This window comes from Vibrio rotiferianus CAIM 577 = LMG 21460, from assembly GCF_002741985.1.
Classification (GTDB): domain Bacteria; phylum Pseudomonadota; class Gammaproteobacteria; order Enterobacterales; family Vibrionaceae; genus Vibrio; species Vibrio rotiferianus.
The window spans coordinates 80867-99198 of record NZ_APHW01000030.1; the positions used below are offsets into that span (position 1 = coordinate 80867).

Genomic DNA, 18332 nt, shown 5'->3' on the forward strand with positions numbered 1-18332 from the left:
AAAAATTACTCAATGATTGCTATTACTCAACGATCGCCATGATGTCGTTTTCAGACATTACTAGCACTTCTTTACCGTCGATTTTTTCAGTCTTAGTGCCGTAGCCTTCAGCGAAGATAACGGTATCACCAACTTTAACGTCCAATGGCAGCACTGTGCCGTTTTCTAGGATGCGGCCTTTACCTACAGCTAGAACAACACCACGTGTCGATTTTTCCGCAGCAGAACCAGTTAGAACGATGCCACCCGCTGACTTTGATTCAACTTCTTTACGTTCTACGATAACTCGGTCATGTAATGGACGAATGTTCATCGGTCGTCTCTCCTGAAAGTTTCCATGTTTATTTGATAATTGCCCGCATAGGCACGTGATCACTATATAAGGGGCAAACCCAACGATCCCAAGGGGTAGACGTGATTTTTTTGTGACTTAGTTAAAATAACCAACAGTCAGGCAACGGTTTGCGTGCGAAATGCTCACTCGCCGAGGCAACGGCTTTCTTGTATCCTTGCACTTCCCTCACCAGATAGACGTCAAAAATGCTGGAAAAGAACAAGCCGGACAATCAGGCCCAAGACAAACATGGTTTGCTGACCGCGCCCATTCCCGACACATTACGCAAAATGACCATCCCCATGACCATGGGCATGATTGCGATTTTGATGTTTAACTTGGTCGATACCTTTTTTATCTCGCTATTGGGTACCGAAGCGCTCGCCGCAATCAGTTATACCTTCCAGTGACCTTTGCGGTGAACTGCATCACTATGGGCATTGGTATGGGTCTGTCGACCAATATCGGTCGCTTACTTGGCCAAGGTCAGTCTTCCCAAGCTGCTCGTTTTACCAGTCATGGCTTACTGCTTGCCGTTGCTCTGGTCACTATCGCTTCGACACTGGGCTTCTTTACTATCGAACCTTTGTTTAGCTTCCTTGGCGCAAAAGAAGACTCCATCCCACTGATCAAGCAGTACATGCAAGTCTGGTATCTGACCATTCCCCTGCTGGTGATCCCAATGGCAGGCAATAGCGCTATTCGGGCGACTGGTGATACCAAGACTCCTGCCAAGATCATGATGCTCGCTGGATTGATTAACGGCATACTCGACCCATTACTGATCTTTGGCTATGGTCCTTTTCCTGAGCTCGGCATTCAAGGCGCTGCGATTGCCAGTGCGTTCAGTTGGTTTGGTGCGTTGTGCGGTTCTTTCTATGTATTGATCAAACGCGAAAAGCTGCTTGCCGCGCCGCAATGGTCACTCATCAAACAAGATTGGCAACAAACGCTCAAGATAGGCACACCCGCCGCTCTCTCGAATGCGATGACGCCACTCTCTGGCGCGATTCTGATGATGATACTTTCCAATCACGGTACCGCAGCGGTTGCCGCTTATGGCGCAGCGCAGCGTATTGAGTCGATCTTGATTCTGGTTTTGATGTCGCTGACCTCTGCACTTACCCCGTTTATGGCGCAAAACTTTGGAGCCAATAACCCTGCTCGCGCATTTTCAGGCTGGTTCCTCAGCATGCGCTTTGCGGTGGTGTTTCAAGGTTTTATCTTCTTGATGATGGTGCCTCTTAGCATTCCTCTTGCTGCACTGTTCTCCCAAGAAGCGGCAGTAAAAGACTTGCTGTGGCATTACCTCTTAGTGGTGCCATTTAGCTATGGTTTCCAAGGCATTGTGATGATGTTAGTCAGTGGCTATAACGCGATGCACAAGCCGCTGCGAGCCTTCCAATGGAGCTTTATGCGCTTATTTGTCTTTACGTTACCAGCGGCATGGATTGGCAGTCAGCTTTATAGCATCGAAGGCTTGTTTATTGGTATTGCTCTGGGTAACACATTGGGCGGCTTGTTAGGCTATCTCTTTGCCCTGCGCGAGCGTCGTATGACATTAGCAGAGCACGCGAGCTCTTAGTTCCACATAACGCTAGTCTCAATCTCAGGCAGATTTCAGCTCAGACAAGTTTCAGATAATAAAAAACCGCGGATAACCGCGGTTTTTTGATTTTGACTTTATCAAGCAGGCTTAGAATAGCTCTTCAGCAACTTGGTATAGGTCGTTGCGTACTGGACGCTTCATGTTCTCGATTGCATCGATGATGTCGTGGTGAACCAGTTGCTCTTTCACGATACCAACACAACGACCGCCGTGGCCTTCCATTAGTAGGTGAACTGCGTAGTTACCCATGCGAGATGCTAGAACACGGTCGAATGCTGTTGGACGACCACCACGTTGGATGTGACCAAGAACCGTTGCGCGAGTCTCACGACCAGTTGCCGCTTCAATCTCTTTCGCTAGTTCGTTCGCATCCATCATCAGCTCAGTTAGTGCGATGATTGCGTGCTTCTTACCTTTAGAGATACCGTCTTGGATGTTACCAATCAGCTTCTCTTTATCTAGGCCAGTTTCTGGAGTAATGATGTACTCACAGCCACCTGCGATTGCAGACATCAGAGTTAGGTCACCACAGTGACGACCCATGATTTCTACGATAGAAATACGCTGGTGAGAAGAAGACGTGTCACGTAGACGGTCGATAGCATCGATAACTGTATTTAGCGCTGTTAGGTAACCGATTGTGTAATCTGTACCTGCGATATCGTTATCGATTGTGCCTGGTAGACCGATACATGGGTAGCCCATTTCAGTCAGTTTCTTAGCACCCATGTAAGAGCCGTCACCACCGATAACAACTAGTGCATCGATGCCGTGCTTTTTAAGGTTCTCAATCGCTTGTTCACGTACTGCTACTTCCTTGAATTCAGGGAAACGTGCAGAGCCTAAGAATGTACCACCCTTGTTGATCACATCAGAAACGCTAGAACGATCTAACTTTTCAATGCGGTCTTCGTATAGACCTAGGTAGCCATCGTAAACACCGTAAACTTCCAATCCCTCAGATAGTGCTGTACGAACTACGCCGCGTACTGCAGCGTTCATACCAGGTGCGTCACCGCCACTTGTTAAAACACCGATCTTCTTAATCATGCTCACCCTCGATCTTTGGCAATCAATTTATTTAATTTTCTTCTAGGCCCCTTGTTACCAAGCAACCTGCATAATCCAGAACTGTGCGTTATGTTACATTTCCTCTACAGGAATACCAATGAAAACACACTTTTTTATGTAACTTTTCTACTTATGTAAGAGTATTACAGTTTCTCTTTGCAACTTCGTTGATTCACATCAGGATCACGATTCTTAATAAGTAGTGATGGAAAGATAGTCAATAAGCGCTTGTTTGTCGTCAGACTTAGCCCGATTTTTCGACCGTTACCAATCTTGCGCTTTTTGTTCTTTCTCTGGCCCAAACACCACCGACAACGGATCTTGGTGGATCAATACATCCGCTTCAGGAAACAGTTCAAGCAAATTATCTTCAACTTTATCCGCAATATGATGAGCTTCAATCAAGCGTAAATTGTCATCTAGCTCCAAATGCAGCTGGATAAATCGTGTTGGGCCTGACATACGTGTACGCAGTTGATGCACTCCCAATACGCCTTCCACTTTCAAGCATTCTTGACGAATTTGCTCCAACTCTTCATCAGGCAGTTTTCTATCCAGTAAGGTCTGAATCGCCTCGCTAACCATCTTGAAAGCGCTGTATAAAATGAAGATACCAATACCAATCGCAAATACCGCATCAGCTTGGGTGACACCAAAGTAACTCAAGCCTAATGCCACCATAATGGCACCATTCATATATAAGTCAGTTTGGTAGTGCAGAGAGTCTGCTGCGATCGCCTGACTGCCTGTCATGCGTACAACATGCTTTTGGAACATCACAAGTCCAAAGGTCACCACCATGGCGAAAAGAGAGACGTAAACACCGAGCTCAGGGGCATTGAGTTCATGCGGGCGGAAGAAACGTTCGATACCATTTAGGATCAGGAATACCGCAGAACCAGAGATAAACATGGCTTGCGCCAAAGCGGCCAACGACTCGGCTTTACCGTGACCAAAAGTGTGTTCTCTGTCAGCCGGTTGCAGGGAATAGCGCACCACAATAAGATTTACCACCGAAGCGGCGATATCCAACATCGAGTCAATTAAAGAGGCAAGTAAACTGACCGATCCCGTCACCCACCAAGTGATGACTTTAACAATCAAAAGAAGTGTCGCAACGATGGTAGCCGTCCAGGCAGCCATCGTGACTAAGCGTGCATATTGCTGTTTCATAATCAAAGAGTTAACTCATACCGTATTTTGAGTATACCTTGAGAATCATGTAATGAGTATGAAATCGCCAAGATCAAAAAGAGGCAGCACTCTGGCTACCTCTTTAATTTTATCTATCAGCAATTAGCTTTCGTGATGCTTTTTCATGCGTTTTTGCATCTTCTCACCACACTCTTGTTGGCGCTCTTTCTGTAGCTCAACAAATTTTTCTTTTTGCTCCGGCGCTAGCACACTTAGCATTTGATGTTTCTTCTCTAGCATCTTAACGCGACGCTCAGTCTGCTTCTCAACCATCTCTTTTGCTAGATCGTTTGCCGCAGCTTCATCGAAGTTATCAGCCAATAGTAGTGCTTGTACTTTGTCGTGGTGAGCTTGACGCTCTGCCATGCGAGCTTCGTGACCGTCAGCAAATTTTGCTTTCATTTCTGCTTTGTTTGCTTCACGCATTTCTTTTAATTGGTCTTTTTGTGCATCCGTCAGGTCTAGTTGACGCATGATGCCACGGTCCATACCCATGCCGCACTCACCGCGATGACCTTTGTGGTCTTTACCGCCAAATGCGAATGCACTCGCTGTACCTAGAGTTAGAGGTAGAACAACAGCCGCTAGTACTAATTTCTTTGCAGTTTTCATAATACGATTCCTTACACAGGTTAGTGATTCTTCTGAGCTGTTCTCACAGCGCTTGAGTGTAGAATACGACCTGCTAGGTAAAGCGACGTATAGAGACCGTAAAGAATCGTAAAGAGTGATTTTTACACTCATTGTTGCTCATCATTACCATGTAATATTAAAGCGACCACGAATGATAAATAGGTACTCAAATGGCAAACATTCTTTTGATTGATGACGATACCGAGCTAACCAGCCTACTTAAGGAAGTGCTGAGCTTCGAAGGTTTTAATGTCAGCGAAGCCAACGATGGAGAAGCAGGACTCGCCGCTGTTCATGATGGGATCGACCTCATCTTACTCGATGTCATGATGCCAAAACTCAATGGAATGGAAACCTTAAAGCGCCTGCGTGAAAACTGGGAAACACCCGTGCTAATGCTGACAGCCAAAGGTGAAGAGATAGATCGTGTGATCGGTTTGGAGCTAGGGGCGGACGACTATCTGCCTAAGCCATTTAGTGACCGCGAATTACTAGCGCGTATTCGTGCCATCTTGCGTCGTACCAGCAGCACTCAGAAAAGCGGCAAAAACGGCGACTGCATTGAGTACCAAGAAATCAAACTCTACCCAGGTAAACAAGAAGCTTATTGTGAAGAGGTTCTGCTGGATTTAACCACCACAGAATTTGCCTTGCTGACTCACTTTGTACAGAACCCAGGACAAGTACTCACTAAAGAAACATTGAGTCTTGACGTACTTGGCAAGCGCCTCGCGGCCTTTGACCGCGCGATCGATATGCACGTGTCCAATCTACGTAAAAAACTGCCAGATCAAAGCAACGGTAAGCCACGCATTAAAACCCTACGTGGGCGCGGCTACATGTTGATTGAGGAGGATTAATGCGAGCACCACGCTTCAAACTGCCGAAGATAAACAGCTTGTATGGACGCATCTTTGCCATCTTTTGGTTCACTATGTTTTTGGTTCTGATGGCTGTGCTGTCATTACCCCACCTTGATCCACGGAAAGCACGCGACATTCCAAAAGAGCATTATCAACGTATGCTAGAAATACGTGACGGCATTGAGAAGAAGTATCGCAATCAAGATAACCTTGGCAAGATTCTCTTTAGTGTTGACGGACAACGAAGAAGCAAACACGATCCGCGTCCGCGCATCTTCTTTTCAGATCACGAGGGCAATGTACTAAGCACCTCGAGTCACAAAGACTTTAAGCTGCGTGCACTGCAAAACTTTGTCACCAGCATTGAAGATCAATCACAGCCGAAGCAAAAACTCTACGGTCGCTACATGATTGCGGGCCCTGTGCCGATCAAAATCGCCAATTCTGACCTACTGATGTACGTCGGTTTTAAGTGGAACGAGCCACCACCTATCATGCTGCGCCTGTTCGATCACCCATTGCAATTACTCCTCGCCGTCATGTTGGTGAGTACACCGCTATTGCTATGGTTAGCGTGGGCATTGAGCCAACCAGCTCGACGATTGGAAACCGCGGCACAACGCGTTGCTAAAGGTGAATTTGTCATCGACCCAAATTTGGAAAAAGGCACCACCGAGTTTCGCCAAGCAGGTACCAGCTTCAACCAAATGGTCGAAGCCGTGAATCAGATGATTTCTGGTCAGCAGCGTTTGCTTTCAGACATCTCACACGAGTTGCGATCACCTCTGACTCGTTTGCGCATGGCAAGTGCTCTAGCAACTCGTAAGCAAGGTGAAAGCCCTGAACTGACTCGTATTGATACTGAAGCCCAGCGTTTAGAACAGATGATTGCCGAACTGCTTGAGCTATCACGTATGCAAGTGAACAGTCACATGACACGTGAGACTCAGCCAATTGCCAGCTTATGGGAAGAAATCATCAAAGACGCGCAGTTCGAAGCCGAGCAGATGGGTAAAAGCCTCAGCTACTCTGCCTTGCCTGATCGCAGTATCTCGGGGAACCCTAAATTGTTGATGAGCGCAGTAGAGAACATCATCCGCAATGCGATTTACTACGGTAAAGACGAAGTGAAGATCGACATTCAGGATTCATTCGACACTCTCAGCATTGTGGTCGATGACAATGGTGAAGGCGTACCAGACGAAGAGCTGGACGCAATTTTCCGCCCGTTCTATCGGGTATCGACCGCGCGCGATCGACATTCGGGAGGCACTGGCTTAGGCTTAACCATTACCGAAAGTGCTATCCGCCAGCACAGTGGCGTGATTGTCGCGAGTCGTAGTCCGCTCGGTGGTTTACGTGTCACCATCACCCTGCCATTGATCAGCGCGGGCAAATAACCCCACAAAGATCAAAGTTGATAATGATTTTCATTAACATTAAAGTAAATCCTCCATAAAGGAGGATTTACAATGTCGCACATTTTCCCAGAGCTTCCGTACGAATACGATGCGTTAGAGCCGTACATCGATGCGAAAACCATGGAAGTTCACTACAGCAAACATCATAAAACTTATTACGATAAATTCATTGCTGCCACAAAAGGCAGCGCTCTCGAGACCCAAAGCCTCGATGACATCTTCGCTTGCATTTCTCAACACAGCCCAGCAATTCGCAACAACGGTGGCGGCTATTACAACCACATCATTTACTGGAACTGCATGTCACCAGATGGTGGCGGTGAACCTCAAGGTGCCCTAGCACAAGCCATCAACGAAAAGTTTGGCAGCCTCGAGACATTCAAAGACGAGTTTGCACAAGCAGCTATCAATACATTTGGCTCGGGCTTCGCTTGGCTAATCGTAAAGGATGGGGAGATTCACATTACCTCCACCAGCAACCAAGACAACCCTCTTATGGACGTTGCCGCACAACAAGGTGAGCCTATCCTAGCACTTGATGTATGGGAGCACGCTTACTACATCAGCTACCAAAACCGTCGCCCTGATTACATCGACGCATGGTGGAATGTAGTGAACTGGCGCGCGGTAGAAGAGAACTATGCTCGCGCATTAGGTTAACTCTCTTTCACGAGCGGGCGACAAGGTTCACCGAAATGCCCTCTTCTATACCCAGTCATTGTGCTGAATCTCGCTTCTCATGGTGACTTGGGTATATACTGCTCGCCTGTTTTGACCAATCTAATTCAATACCATGTTTGATATCGCTCTATACGAACCAGAAATCGCGCCGAACACCGGCAACATCATTCGCCTGTGTGCTAACTGTGGTGCGAATCTCCACCTGATTGAACCGCTTGGTTTTGATCTTGAAGAGAAGAAAGTCCGCCGCGCAGGTTTGGATTACCATGATTTGGCTCGCGTGACGCGTCATAAAGATTATCAAGCATTCTTGGAGTACTTAGAGAAAGAGAAACAAGGCAACTACCGCCTGTTTGCATGCACGACAAAAACCACTGGTCATCACGTGGATGCGAAGTACCAAGAAGGTGACGTGCTGATGTTTGGCCCAGAAACGCGTGGCTTACCAGCAGAAGTGATTGAAAGCCTACCAATGGAGCAACGTATCCGTATTCCAATGATGCCGGACGCACGCAGCCTAAACCTATCTAACGCCGTTGCTATCATTGCGTTTGAAGCATGGCGTCAAATGGGTTTTGAAGGCGCAATGTAAACGCACCAAACTACAGATACTAAAAAGGGCGCTGTATGCGCCCTTTTGTTTTTCTTACTGAGTGAATCAGTTGAGCTTGTTACGATCATCTTCGTCTTTACGCTCGTACTCACCTTCGAAGGTATTGCCGTTATCCGATTGAGAATCATATGGGTCACGACGGTACGGGTCTTGCTCGAATGGACCTTGGTTTGAGTAATTGGCGTGGAAGCCACCACCGTTCATGGTCTTCACCACCATCTTACTCATTAAGTATTTTGCAATCGCTGCTCGTGGTGCTGGCAACAACACTAACATACCTAATGCATCTGTCATGAAGCCCGGTGTTAATAGCAGCACACCAGCGACGGCCAGCATCACACCTTCAAAAATCTGCTGAGCTGGAAGCTCACCTTGCTCTAAGCGACCTTGCACTGACATCAACGTCTGGATGCCTTGGCTACGCACCAAAGACGCGCCGACAAATGCCGTGATCAATACCAAAGCAATCGTAGGCCAGAGACCTAAAAAGCCTCCCACCTGAATAAATAGGCCGATTTCAATGATCGGGACGAAAATAAACGCCAATAATAAGATAGGAAACACATGCCCTCCTTTGTTATTTGCAGTGTAAAGGGAAAATGCTGCTAAGCTCAAACGAATCGTTGTAAAAAAGCGTGTTAATACTAAAGAGAATGCACGGTGTCATCTCCTCGAACAATAAGGTGCCATATACAAAAAAGTGCAACTGAAAAGGGCTAATTTCGAACTCTTAAAATCCAACTTTGTCCAGCAAATTAGACTACCCATTAAGGGTTATTAATAACTCGTTCATACTTTGCAAAATATTGACGCATCAAAAGCGAAAAAGGTGATCTAGTTACTATTTTTATGCGCTAGGTACAGTATTATGTGCCACATAAGTCAGGACGGATTTTCCAGCCAAAAATTCTGATGAATGGATTCTAGATTGCAGAAATGGCTAATAAATAACTTTATTATCAGAATTATCATCTAAGGATCCTGTTATGGCTACTCTATCTGATGCTCCAAAAACAGCAAACCAAGCCACTCGTATCGAAGAAGATCTATTAGGTCAACGTCATGTTCCAGCTGATGCTTACTACGGCATCCACACTCTTCGCGCTATCGAAAACTTCAATATTTCAAGCACTACCATCTCTGACGTACCGGAGTTTGTACGCGGTATGGTAATGACGAAGAAAGCTGCTGCATTAGCAAACAAAGAGCTAGGCGCTATTCCAAAAGACGTTGCTAACTACATCCTAGAAGCGTGTGATTTGATCCTTGAAACAGGTAAGTGCATGGATCAGTTCCCTTCAGACGTATTCCAAGGCGGTGCGGGCACGTCAGTGAACATGAACACCAACGAAGTTATCGCGAACGTTGCACTTGAACTGATGGGCAAGGAAAAAGGCCAATATGAGTTCATCAACCCGAACGATCACGTAAACAAGAGCCAATCAACGAACTGTGCATACCCAACGGGTTTCCGTATCGCGGTTTACAACAGTGTTCATCAGTTGATGGAAGCGATCGAATACCTAAAAGGTGCATTCGAGCTTAAAGCACAAGAATTCAAAGACGTATTGAAGATGGGCCGTACTCAGCTTCAAGATGCGGTTCCTATGACTGTGGGTCAAGAGTTCCACGCATGGGCGGTTACGTTAAACGAAGAGATTCGTGCCCTAGACTACACATCTAAGCTACTACTAGAAATCAACCTAGGCGCTACTGCAATCGGTACTGGCCTAAACGCGCCAACTGGTTACCAAGCGCTAGCAGTAAAACACCTAGCAGAAGTAACAGGTGTTGAAGTGGTTGCCGCAGAAGACCTAATCGAAGCAACCTCTGACTGTGGTGCTTACGTAATGACGCACGGTGCGCTAAAACGCCTAGCAGTGAAGCTATCGAAGATCTGTAACGACCTTCGTCTACTTTCTTCTGGTCCACGTGCAGGTCTAAACGAGCTGAACCTACCAGAAATGCAAGCAGGCTCTTCAATTATGCCAGCTAAAGTAAACCCAGTTATCCCAGAAGTAGTGAACCAAGTTTGCTTCAAAGTTCTAGGTAACGACAACACGGTTTCTTTCGCAGCAGAAGGCGGTCAGCTACAACTTAACGTAATGGAACCGGTTATCGCGCAAAGCGTGTTTGAGTCTATCTCTCTACTACACAACGCGTGTGTGAACCTACGTGATAAATGTATCGATGGCATTACTGTGAACAAAGAAGTTTGTGAGAACTACGTTTACAACTCTATCGGTATCGTAACTTACCTAAACCCATACATCGGTCACCACGAGGGCGATATTGTTGGTAAGATCTGTGCAGAAACAGGTAAGAGTGTACGTGATGTGGTTCTAGAACGCGGTTTATTAACTGCTGAAGAGCTAGATGACATCTTATCAGTTGAAAACTTCATGCATCCGACTTATAAAGCGAAACGCTACGAGTAATCGCATGTTTAAGGGGTCCCAAACGGGGCCCTTTTTTAGGCTTTTATACGGTTAACCACACTTTTATTAAGCTTTTTATTACCGTAAGCCGAACAGGTTCTGATTCTCTGAACATTTACTCCTGTTCCTGAGTGTTCAAAAAATCAGAATCAATAAAAAACTAAAAGAGGTATCAATATGGTAATGGTCGAACTATTCGTGGTTCTGCTCTTCATTTATTTGGGGGCAAGAATTGGTGGTATCGGCATTGGTTTTGCTGGTGGTGCCGGGGTAATTGCGTTGTCTCTCATCCTGGGCGTTCCAACAAGCCAAGCTTACATACCTGTCGACGTAATCCTGATCATCATGTCTGTAATCACCGCTATCGCAGCAATGCAAGTCGCAGGTGGTTTGGACTGGATGGTACAGGTTGCAGAAGACTTTTTACGTAAGCATCCCGAACGCATCACTTTCTACGCGCCTATCGTGACATTCCTAATGACACTGATGGCGGGTACTGGTCATACGGCATTCTCTACCCTGCCTGTAATTGCAGAAGTAGCGAAAGGTCAAGGCGTTCGTCCTTCTCGTCCACTGTCTATCGCGGTAGTGGCATCGCAAATCGCTATCACAGCATCGCCAATCTCAGCGGCAGTGGTGGCTTTCGCGGCAATGCTTCACCCGTTCGGCGTAGACTACCTAACGCTACTAGCGGTATGTATCCCAACAACCTTCATCGCTTGTATGATCGGTGCATTTGTTGCGAACTTCATGGGCTGTGAACTAAAAGACGATCCTGAATACCAACATCGTCTAGAGAACGGCCTAATCAAGCTAAGCACAGAATCTAAACGTGAGATCCTACCAACAGCGAAGAAAGCAACGTTCATCTTCCTTGGCGCGATCGCATTCGTAGTGTGTTACGCAGCGGCAATTTCTGGCTCTGTCGGTCTTATCGAGAACCCAGCGCTTGGTCGTAACGAAGCAATCATGACAGTAATGCTAGCGGCCGCAGCTGCTATCGTAATGAGCTGTAAAATCGACGCTAGTAAAATCCCAGCAGCGGCAACATTCCGCTCTGGTATGACAGCGTGTGTGTGTGTTCTTGGTGTGGCATGGCTAGGTTCTACATTCGTTAACGCGCACGTTGATGGCATCAAGGAAGTCGCAGGTGCACTACTGTCTGACTACCCATGGATGCTAGCACTTGTTCTATTCTTCGCTTCAATGCTGCTTTACTCGCAAGGTGCAACGACTGTTGCGCTGATGCCAGCAGCACTAGCAATCGGTGTAGCACCACTTACCGCGGTTGCGTCTTTCGCAGCAGTAAGTGCGCTATTCGTACTACCAACTTACCCAACGCTACTTGCTGCGGTTGAGATGGACGACACGGGCTCGACTCGCATCGGTAAGTACGTATTCAACCACCCGTTCTTCGTACCAGGTGTAGCAACTATCGCTTCAGCGGTAGCACTTGGCTTCGCATTCGGTGGTCTACTGATCTAGTAGAAACAGAGTCTTACTCGGGGAGCTTCGGCTCCCTTTTTTATTGCCTGAGGCTCACGTTTTTGCTTAACAAATCTTCACTTCCATGAAACTTATTGGCTAGCCAGCAGGTCTGATTGAGTTACACTAACGGCAATTATCTAAGATGAATTGAACCTTTTATGCGTGCATTACTCTCCGTCTTACTCTTAGGGCTTATTACTTTTTCTGCGCCATCCATGGCCTTATTTGGTAACGACCAAAACAATGCCTTTGGCAGCAGCAACGATTCTTTTGTGCCTGTCGATCAGGCTTTCCCGTTCAACTACTACCAACAAGACGGCAAACTGATGCTCGATTGGCAGGTACGTGATGGCTACTACCTGTATCAAGAACGCTTGTCGGTTGCGGGCGAAAACGTCGCGTTAGGCGACTTACAAATGGAGGAAGGCACACCGCATAAAGATGAGTTCTTTGGTGACGTGCATATCTACACTCAACCACTGTTTGTTAACGTGCCAATGCATAACTGGCAAGACGGCGCTCGCGTCGTGGTGCAGTACCAAGGCTGTGCCAAAGCAGGCTTCTGTTACCCACCAGAAACTCGCGTGATTCCTATCAGTGCGTTTACTTCATCGAACTCAGGCTCAACCACGTCGACGACAGCACCAAAAGCAGAACAAGCAGCAATAGTAACGCCACCAGCGGCGAAATCATCCACGGCAGATACTCCCTCATCGGCACCAGTAACACAGCAAGATAGCCTTGCAGCCAACCTAGCAGATAACTGGTGGACGCCACTATTGTTCTTAGCACTTGGTGTGGGCTTAGCATTTACGCCATGTGTACTGCCGATGTACCCAATCCTGACCAGTATCGTGCTTGGCAGTGGCAAGCTGAGCCAACGCCGCGCACTAGGCTTGTCGTTTGTTTATGTGCAAGGCATGGCGCTGACTTACACCCTACTCGGTCTTGTGGTGGCGTCTGCGGGCATGCAGTTCCAAGCAGCGATGCAACACCCTTATGTGTTGATTGGTTTGAGTGTGTTATTCGTGGCGCTGGCACTATCTATGTTTGGTGTATATAACCTGCAGTTGCCAAGCAGTGTGCAGACATGGTTAAACAACCTCAGCAACAAACAACAAGGTGGTAGCAGCGCAGGCGTGTTCGCCATGGGCGCGATTTCAGGTTTGGTGTGTTCACCATGTACCACGGCACCTCTGTCCGGCGCACTACTTTACGTGGCACAAAGTGGTGACTTACTCACCGGTGGTATCGCACTTTACGCACTGGCGATGGGTATGGGCATTCCACTGATTCTTGTTGCTGTATTCGGCAATAAACTGCTACCGAAAGCAGGTGGTTGGATGGATCGCGTTAAGACCCTATTCGGCTTTGTTCTGCTGGCAGCTCCTATCTTCCTACTTGAGCGCATCATGCCAGAGGTGTGGGCAACCGCACTATGGTCAGCACTAGGTATCGCGGCTTTTGGTTGGCTATACCACATCAAAAACAGCCTAGAGTTTGGCGGTTGGAAGCAAAGCACAGTAGGCATCATCGCAGTACTAGGTCTGTTTGCTTCTGCTCAACCGGCGTTGAACTTCTGGTTTGGTGACAACACTACAACGCAAGCTCAGCAAGCAACGGTGAGCTTTACTCGCATTACTAACGTGGCAGAGCTTGAGGCAGCACTTGCTCAAGCTAAACAAGCAGGCAAACCAGTGATGCTCGACTTCTACGCTGACTGGTGTGTGGCATGTAAAGAGTTTGAGAAGTACACCTTCCATGACCCAAGTGTCGAAGCTAAGCTGCAAGACTTCGTTCTACTGCAGGCGGACGTGACCAAGAACCAAGTGAAAGACATCGAGCTGCTTAAACATATGAATGTACTTGGTTTACCAACCATTGAGTTCTGGGATGCTAACGGCGAACATGTTTCAAACGCTCGTTTAACTGGTTTTATGCAAGCCGAACCTTTCTTAGAGCACATCAACCGATTCTGATTGTGAATCATTCAAACGCCAGTGATTTTTCACTGGCGTTTTTTATTGTCTTAATAAATTCGAGAAACTTGCGTTTATATGCAATTTTTCTAATAAAAGTCGATTTGGTTCAGACTTTTAGTGGATAAACATTGTCCACATTCTTAAAGGTGGACAATAATTCCATTAACGAAATAGTCAAAAGTGTTTAACGTCATGGATTCGACCTACACCATAATCATCGCAGATGATCACCCCCTATTCCGAAATGCCTTGTTCCAATCGGTACACATGGCAGTGAGTGGGGCCAACCTTCTTGAAGCGGATACGCTAGATGCTCTACTTGCGTTGCTGGAAAAAGAAGAAGACCCAGATTTGGTGTTATTGGACCTAAAGATGCCAGGCGCGAATGGCATGTCGGGGTTGATTCACCTTCGAGCCGAGTACCCAGATATTCCGGTGGTGGTCGTTTCTGCCAGTGAAGAGCCAAGCGTGGTCACGCAAGTGAAAAGCCATGGTGCATTCGGCTTTATTCCAAAATCCAGCGACATGCGTGAGCTGGTCAACGCCCTCAACCAGGTTCTCAATGGTGACCCATACTTCCCAGAAGGCTTGATCACCAATAACGCAGCATGTAATGACTTGGCAGAAAAAATTGCCGCCCTGACGCCTCAACAATATAAGGTGCTAGGCATGCTTTCTGATGGCTTACTCAACAAACAAATCGCTTACGAGCTCAATGTCTCAGAGGCCACCATCAAAGCCCATATGACCGCAATTTTCCGCAAGCTGGGCGTGAAGAACCGCACTCAAGCCGTCATCCTACTGCAGCAAATGGAACCCGAGCAGTAATGTGTTAGTAAATATATCTAATTCACATTTATATGACGCAAAAAGAACAACAGACGTTAAAATAAACAGGCTGCACTATGTAGCCTTTTCATCCCTCTGTTAAACCGCTAACTCTGGGAGGTCATACTTTGCTAAGTATTCTCGTCACTCAATTCGTTGTACTCTGGGCCGTCATTGACCCGATTGGTTCAGTCCCCGTTTATCTATCACAAACTCAACACCTCACGGCAAAACAGCGTCGTCTCGTCGCGTTAAAAGCCATCGCCATTTCGATGGGTGTGTTGCTGTTTTTTCTTATTGCCGGTCAGTTATTACTGGAAGCGATGCAAATCCCATTACCTGCCTTCCAAGCCGCTGGTGGTTTAGTGCTATTGCTGTTTGCACTATCGATGATCTTTGGTGAGAGCAAGCCAGAACAAGAACAAAAACTGGGTGAAGAAGTCAGCCACTCCGATCTTGCTGACTTAGCCGTTTACCCTCTCGCTATTCCCTCAATTGCATCACCAGGTGCCATGATGGCTATCGTGATGCTCACCGACAACAACCGTTACTCTTTTGTTGATCAGGCGATGACTGCTGGTGTCATGATGGCGGTGTTGCTGGTTACCCTCTTCTTGTTACTGGGTGCAAACACGATTCAAAAAGTGATTGGTAACGTAGGCGCAGCCATCATCAGCCGCGTAATGGGGCTTATCCTTGCTGCTGTTGCACTGAATAATTTGCTACTTGGTATAAAAGATTTCTATGTTAATTGATAAAACTCTTAGACCTTTGGCTAATTTAACATCAAATTAACATCACACTTTTATTCCTGCTTCTTCTCAAACGCCCTAAAAACGGGCGTTTTTGCTTTTTGGCGTCCCGACTAAAGTTGAAAAGAGTTCTTGCTAACACCTTGCTAATGTACATGTTGAAACATTTTTTTAACAACAATACCAATCGTAAGGAGACGGCAATGGCATTTGAAAGCGAAGAAAGAGCCAAAGCCTACTGGGACAAGAACGTGAAACTCATGATTACCCTAATGGTCATCTGGTTCGTAGTGTCTTTCGGCTGCGGCATTTTATTTGTCGACGTACTTAATCAATTTCAATTAGGTGGATACAAACTAGGATTCTGGTTTGCTCAACAAGGCTCCATCTATGCCTTCCTAGGTATTATTTTCTACTACGCGTGGAAAATGCGCCAAATCGACCGTGAATTCGGCGTAGATGAGTAAGGAGTAACTCAGATGGATTTGAAAACTATTACCTATCTAGTGGTTGGCGCAACGTTCGTCCTCTACATCGGTATTGCGATTTGGGCGCGTGCGGGCTCAACCAAAGAATTCTATGTAGCAGGCGGCGGTGTCAACCCGATCGCTAACGGCATGGCAACCGCAGCAGACTGGATGTCAGCGGCATCGTTCATCTCAATGGCAGGCTTGATTGCCTTCATGGGTTACGGCGGCTCTGTATTCCTGATGGGCTGGACAGGCGGTTACGTACTGCTTGCACTTCTGCTTGCTCCTTACCTACGTAAGTTCGGTAAGTTTACCGTGCCGGAGTTCGTGGGCGAGCGCTTCTACTCTAATGCAGCGCGTATCGTAGCGGTTGTGTGTCTTATCATCGCATCGGTGACTTACGTTATCGGTCAGATGAAAGGCGTGGGCGTGGCGTTTGGTCGCTTCCTAGAAGTGGATTACTCAACGGGTCTACTGATCGGTATGTGTATCGTATTCATGTACGCGGTTATGGGCGGCATGAAAGGCATTACCTACACGCAGATTGCTCAATATTGCGTACTCATTTTAGCTTACACTATTCCTGCAATCTTTATCTCTCTGCAACTAACAGGTCACCCACTACCACAGATCGGTCTGGGTAGTACCATCCAAGGCACCGATGTCTATCTGCTCGATAGGCTCGACCAAGTGGTCACCGAGCTCGGCTTTAGTGAATACACCACCCAAGTTCGTGGCGACACACTAAACATGTTCGTGTACACCATGTCACTGATGATCGGTACTGCGGGTCTACCACATGTAATCATTCGCTTCTTTACCGTGCCTAAGGTTCGTGATGCTCGTACATCAGCAGGTTGGGCGCTAGTTTTCATCGCTATCCTTTACACAACAGCACCTGCAGTATCAGCAATGGCGCGTCTAAACCTAATGGATACCGTTAACCCAGCTCCTGGTCAGCACCTTGCTTATGATGAGCGCCCTGACTGGTTCAAGAACTGGGAGAAAACAGGTCTACTAGGCTTTGATGACAAGAATGGCGACGGTCTGATTGAGTACACGTCGAACCCAGCAACCAACGAGCTGAAAGTTGACCGAGACATCATGGTATTGGCAAACCCAGAGATTGCTAAGCTACCTAACTGGGTTATCGCACTTGTCGCAGCAGGTGGTCTGGCGGCAGCACTATCGACGGCTGCGGGTCTACTACTGGCTATCTCGTCCGCGATATCCCATGACTTAATCAAAGGTGTGATAAATCCGAACATATCCGAGAAGAAAGAGCTGCTCGCGAGTCGAATCTCCATGGCGGTCGCCATCGCAGTCGCCGGTTACTTAGGCTTGAATCCACCAGGGTTTGCCGCCGGTACGGTAGCCCTCGCCTTCGGTCTGGCAGCATCTTCCATCTTCCCTGCGTTGATGATGGGTATCTTCAGTAAGAGCATCAACAAAGAAGGCGCAATCGCAGGTATGATTGCTGGTATCAGTATCACGCTATTCTACGTGTTCCAACACAAAGGCATCCTATTTGTGTCTGATTGGACTTACCTACAAAGCTGGGGTCAGAACTGGTTCCTAGGCATCGAGCCAAACGCATTTGGTGCAATTGGTGCGGTATTTAACTTTGTTGTGGCATTCGGTGTATCAAGAGTAACAGCAGAAACACCACAAGAAGTAAAAGACCTTGTCGAGCACGTACGTGTACCAGCAGGCGCTGGCGGTGCGGTAGACCACTAAAATATAACCCAAACCACAAAAGCCCCACTTGGGGCTTTTTTATTCACTTAACTTATTCTAATAATTAGAGATTCCCTGAACCGTAGCAAGGAAGCATACCAATGCCATTGATTATATGTTCAGGGGTTACGCTGAAAAAATCGCTTAGAACAAGGCAAAGATTGCAGCAAGCTAGTTGCTCTAACTTCAAAATCTTTAACGAAGTTATTAGCGATTTT

At 47.0% G+C, this 18332-nt stretch carries 16 protein-coding genes and 1 pseudogene; 12 read left to right on the forward strand and 5 right to left on the reverse strand.

The window, feature by feature from the left end; genetic code table 11:
• Positions 1-22: 22 nt before the first annotated feature.
• Positions 23-313: a co-chaperone GroES gene (locus tag B853_RS14095; RefSeq protein WP_005381516.1), complete on the reverse strand. Its 291-nt coding sequence runs from the start codon at positions 311-313 to the stop codon at positions 23-25.
• Positions 314-540: 227 nt separating this feature from the next.
• Between B853_RS14095 and B853_RS14100 the strand changes: the two are divergent.
• Positions 541-1919, forward strand: a pseudogene (locus B853_RS14100) (MATE family efflux transporter).
• A gap of 111 nt (positions 1920-2030) precedes the next feature.
• Here the strand turns inward: B853_RS14100 and pfkA are convergent.
• The 3 genes from pfkA to B853_RS14115 form a co-directional block, all read right to left on the reverse strand.
• Positions 2031-2993, reverse strand: coding sequence for a 6-phosphofructokinase (gene pfkA / locus B853_RS14105; protein WP_010444110.1), 963 nt, complete (start codon positions 2991-2993; stop codon positions 2031-2033).
• A gap of 285 nt (positions 2994-3278) precedes the next feature.
• Entirely contained in the window at positions 3279-4187 is a 909-nt protein-coding gene (gene fieF / locus B853_RS14110; RefSeq protein WP_038884112.1) for a CDF family cation-efflux transporter FieF, read from the reverse strand.
• 123 nt (positions 4188-4310) lie between these two features.
• Positions 4311-4820, reverse strand: coding sequence for a CpxP family protein (locus B853_RS14115; RefSeq protein WP_038884113.1), 510 nt, complete (start codon positions 4818-4820; stop codon positions 4311-4313).
• Positions 4821-5011: 191 nt separating this feature from the next.
• Between B853_RS14115 and B853_RS14120 the strand changes: the two genes are divergently transcribed.
• From B853_RS14120 to trmL, 4 genes are all read left to right on the forward strand, one after another.
• Positions 5012-5701 (forward strand): response regulator, encoded by a 690-nt coding sequence (locus B853_RS14120; protein ID WP_010444116.1) that lies wholly within the window; start codon positions 5012-5014, stop codon positions 5699-5701.
• Positions 5701-7104, forward strand: coding sequence for an envelope stress sensor histidine kinase CpxA (gene cpxA / locus B853_RS14125; protein WP_038884114.1), 1404 nt, complete (start codon positions 5701-5703; stop codon positions 7102-7104). The genes B853_RS14120 and cpxA overlap by 1 nt, the downstream gene beginning before the upstream one ends.
• Positions 7105-7176: 72 nt before the next feature.
• Positions 7177-7785 carry a superoxide dismutase gene (locus B853_RS14130; RefSeq protein ID WP_038884115.1) on the forward strand — a complete coding sequence of 203 codons (609 nt, stop codon included), beginning with the start codon at positions 7177-7179 and terminating at the stop codon, positions 7783-7785.
• 133 nt (positions 7786-7918) lie between these two features.
• A complete protein-coding gene (trmL, locus tag B853_RS14135) occupies positions 7919-8398 on the forward strand; it encodes a tRNA (uridine(34)/cytosine(34)/5-carboxymethylaminomethyluridine(34)-2'-O)-methyltransferase TrmL (protein ID WP_005428753.1) in 480 nt (159 codons plus the stop codon).
• Positions 8399-8464: 66 nt separating this feature from the next.
• Here the strand turns inward: trmL and B853_RS14140 are convergent, their stop codons facing one another.
• Positions 8465-8983 carry an FxsA family protein gene (locus B853_RS14140; protein ID WP_038884117.1) on the reverse strand — a complete coding sequence of 173 codons (519 nt, stop codon included), beginning with the start codon at positions 8981-8983 and terminating at the stop codon, positions 8465-8467.
• 422 nt (positions 8984-9405) lie between these two features.
• Between B853_RS14140 and aspA the strand changes: the two genes are divergently transcribed.
• The 7 genes from aspA (at position 9406) to B853_RS14175 (ending at position 18114) form a co-directional block, all read left to right on the forward strand.
• The gene (gene aspA / locus B853_RS14145) at positions 9406-10857 is read left to right on the forward strand and encodes an aspartate ammonia-lyase (protein ID WP_005428778.1); all 1452 of its coding nucleotides are present in this window, start codon (positions 9406-9408) and stop codon (positions 10855-10857) included.
• Between the two features lie 177 nt (positions 10858-11034).
• Positions 11035-12342, forward strand: coding sequence for an anaerobic C4-dicarboxylate transporter (locus B853_RS14150; RefSeq protein ID WP_038884119.1), 1308 nt, complete (start codon positions 11035-11037; stop codon positions 12340-12342).
• A gap of 161 nt (positions 12343-12503) precedes the next feature.
• Positions 12504-14324 (forward strand): protein-disulfide reductase DsbD, encoded by a 1821-nt coding sequence (locus B853_RS14155; RefSeq protein ID WP_038884120.1) that lies wholly within the window; start codon positions 12504-12506, stop codon positions 14322-14324.
• Between the two features lie 195 nt (positions 14325-14519).
• Complete coding sequence (locus tag B853_RS14160) at positions 14520-15155, forward strand: response regulator (protein WP_038884122.1); 636 nt, start codon at positions 14520-14522, stop codon at positions 15153-15155.
• Between the two features lie 128 nt (positions 15156-15283).
• A complete protein-coding gene (locus tag B853_RS14165) occupies positions 15284-15910 on the forward strand; it encodes a MarC family protein (RefSeq protein WP_005428797.1) in 627 nt (208 codons plus the stop codon).
• 200 nt (positions 15911-16110) lie between these two features.
• Positions 16111-16374: a DUF4212 domain-containing protein gene (locus B853_RS14170; protein WP_005448273.1), complete on the forward strand. Its 264-nt coding sequence runs from the start codon at positions 16111-16113 to the stop codon at positions 16372-16374.
• Between the two features lie 12 nt (positions 16375-16386).
• Positions 16387-18114 carry a sodium:solute symporter family protein gene (locus tag B853_RS14175; RefSeq protein ID WP_010444138.1) on the forward strand — a complete coding sequence of 576 codons (1728 nt, stop codon included), beginning with the start codon at positions 16387-16389 and terminating at the stop codon, positions 18112-18114.
• The last annotated feature ends 218 nt before the right edge of the window (positions 18115-18332 follow it).

Coding starts and splice junctions, on each gene's coding strand:
- B853_RS14095 (WP_005381516.1), bottom strand. CDS start 313: ATGAACATTCGTCCATTACATGACCGAGTTATCGTAGAACGTAAAGAA.
- pfkA (WP_010444110.1), bottom strand. CDS start 2,993: ATGATTAAGAAGATCGGTGTTTTAACAAGTGGCGGTGACGCACCTGGT.
- fieF (WP_038884112.1), bottom strand. CDS start 4,187: ATGAAACAGCAATATGCACGCTTAGTCACGATGGCTGCCTGGACGGCT.
- B853_RS14115 (WP_038884113.1), bottom strand. CDS start 4,820: ATGAAAACTGCAAAGAAATTAGTACTAGCGGCTGTTGTTCTACCTCTA.
- B853_RS14120 (WP_010444116.1), top strand. CDS start 5,012: ATGGCAAACATTCTTTTGATTGATGACGATACCGAGCTAACCAGCCTA.
- cpxA (WP_038884114.1), top strand. CDS start 5,701: ATGCGAGCACCACGCTTCAAACTGCCGAAGATAAACAGCTTGTATGGA.
- B853_RS14130 (WP_038884115.1), top strand. CDS start 7,177: ATGTCGCACATTTTCCCAGAGCTTCCGTACGAATACGATGCGTTAGAG.
- trmL (WP_005428753.1), top strand. CDS start 7,919: ATGTTTGATATCGCTCTATACGAACCAGAAATCGCGCCGAACACCGGC.
- aspA (WP_005428778.1), top strand. CDS start 9,406: ATGGCTACTCTATCTGATGCTCCAAAAACAGCAAACCAAGCCACTCGT.
- B853_RS14150 (WP_038884119.1), top strand. CDS start 11,035: ATGGTAATGGTCGAACTATTCGTGGTTCTGCTCTTCATTTATTTGGGG.
- B853_RS14155 (WP_038884120.1), top strand. CDS start 12,504: ATGCGTGCATTACTCTCCGTCTTACTCTTAGGGCTTATTACTTTTTCT.
- B853_RS14160 (WP_038884122.1), top strand. CDS start 14,520: ATGGATTCGACCTACACCATAATCATCGCAGATGATCACCCCCTATTC.
- B853_RS14170 (WP_005448273.1), top strand. CDS start 16,111: ATGGCATTTGAAAGCGAAGAAAGAGCCAAAGCCTACTGGGACAAGAAC.
- B853_RS14175 (WP_010444138.1), top strand. CDS start 16,387: ATGGATTTGAAAACTATTACCTATCTAGTGGTTGGCGCAACGTTCGTC.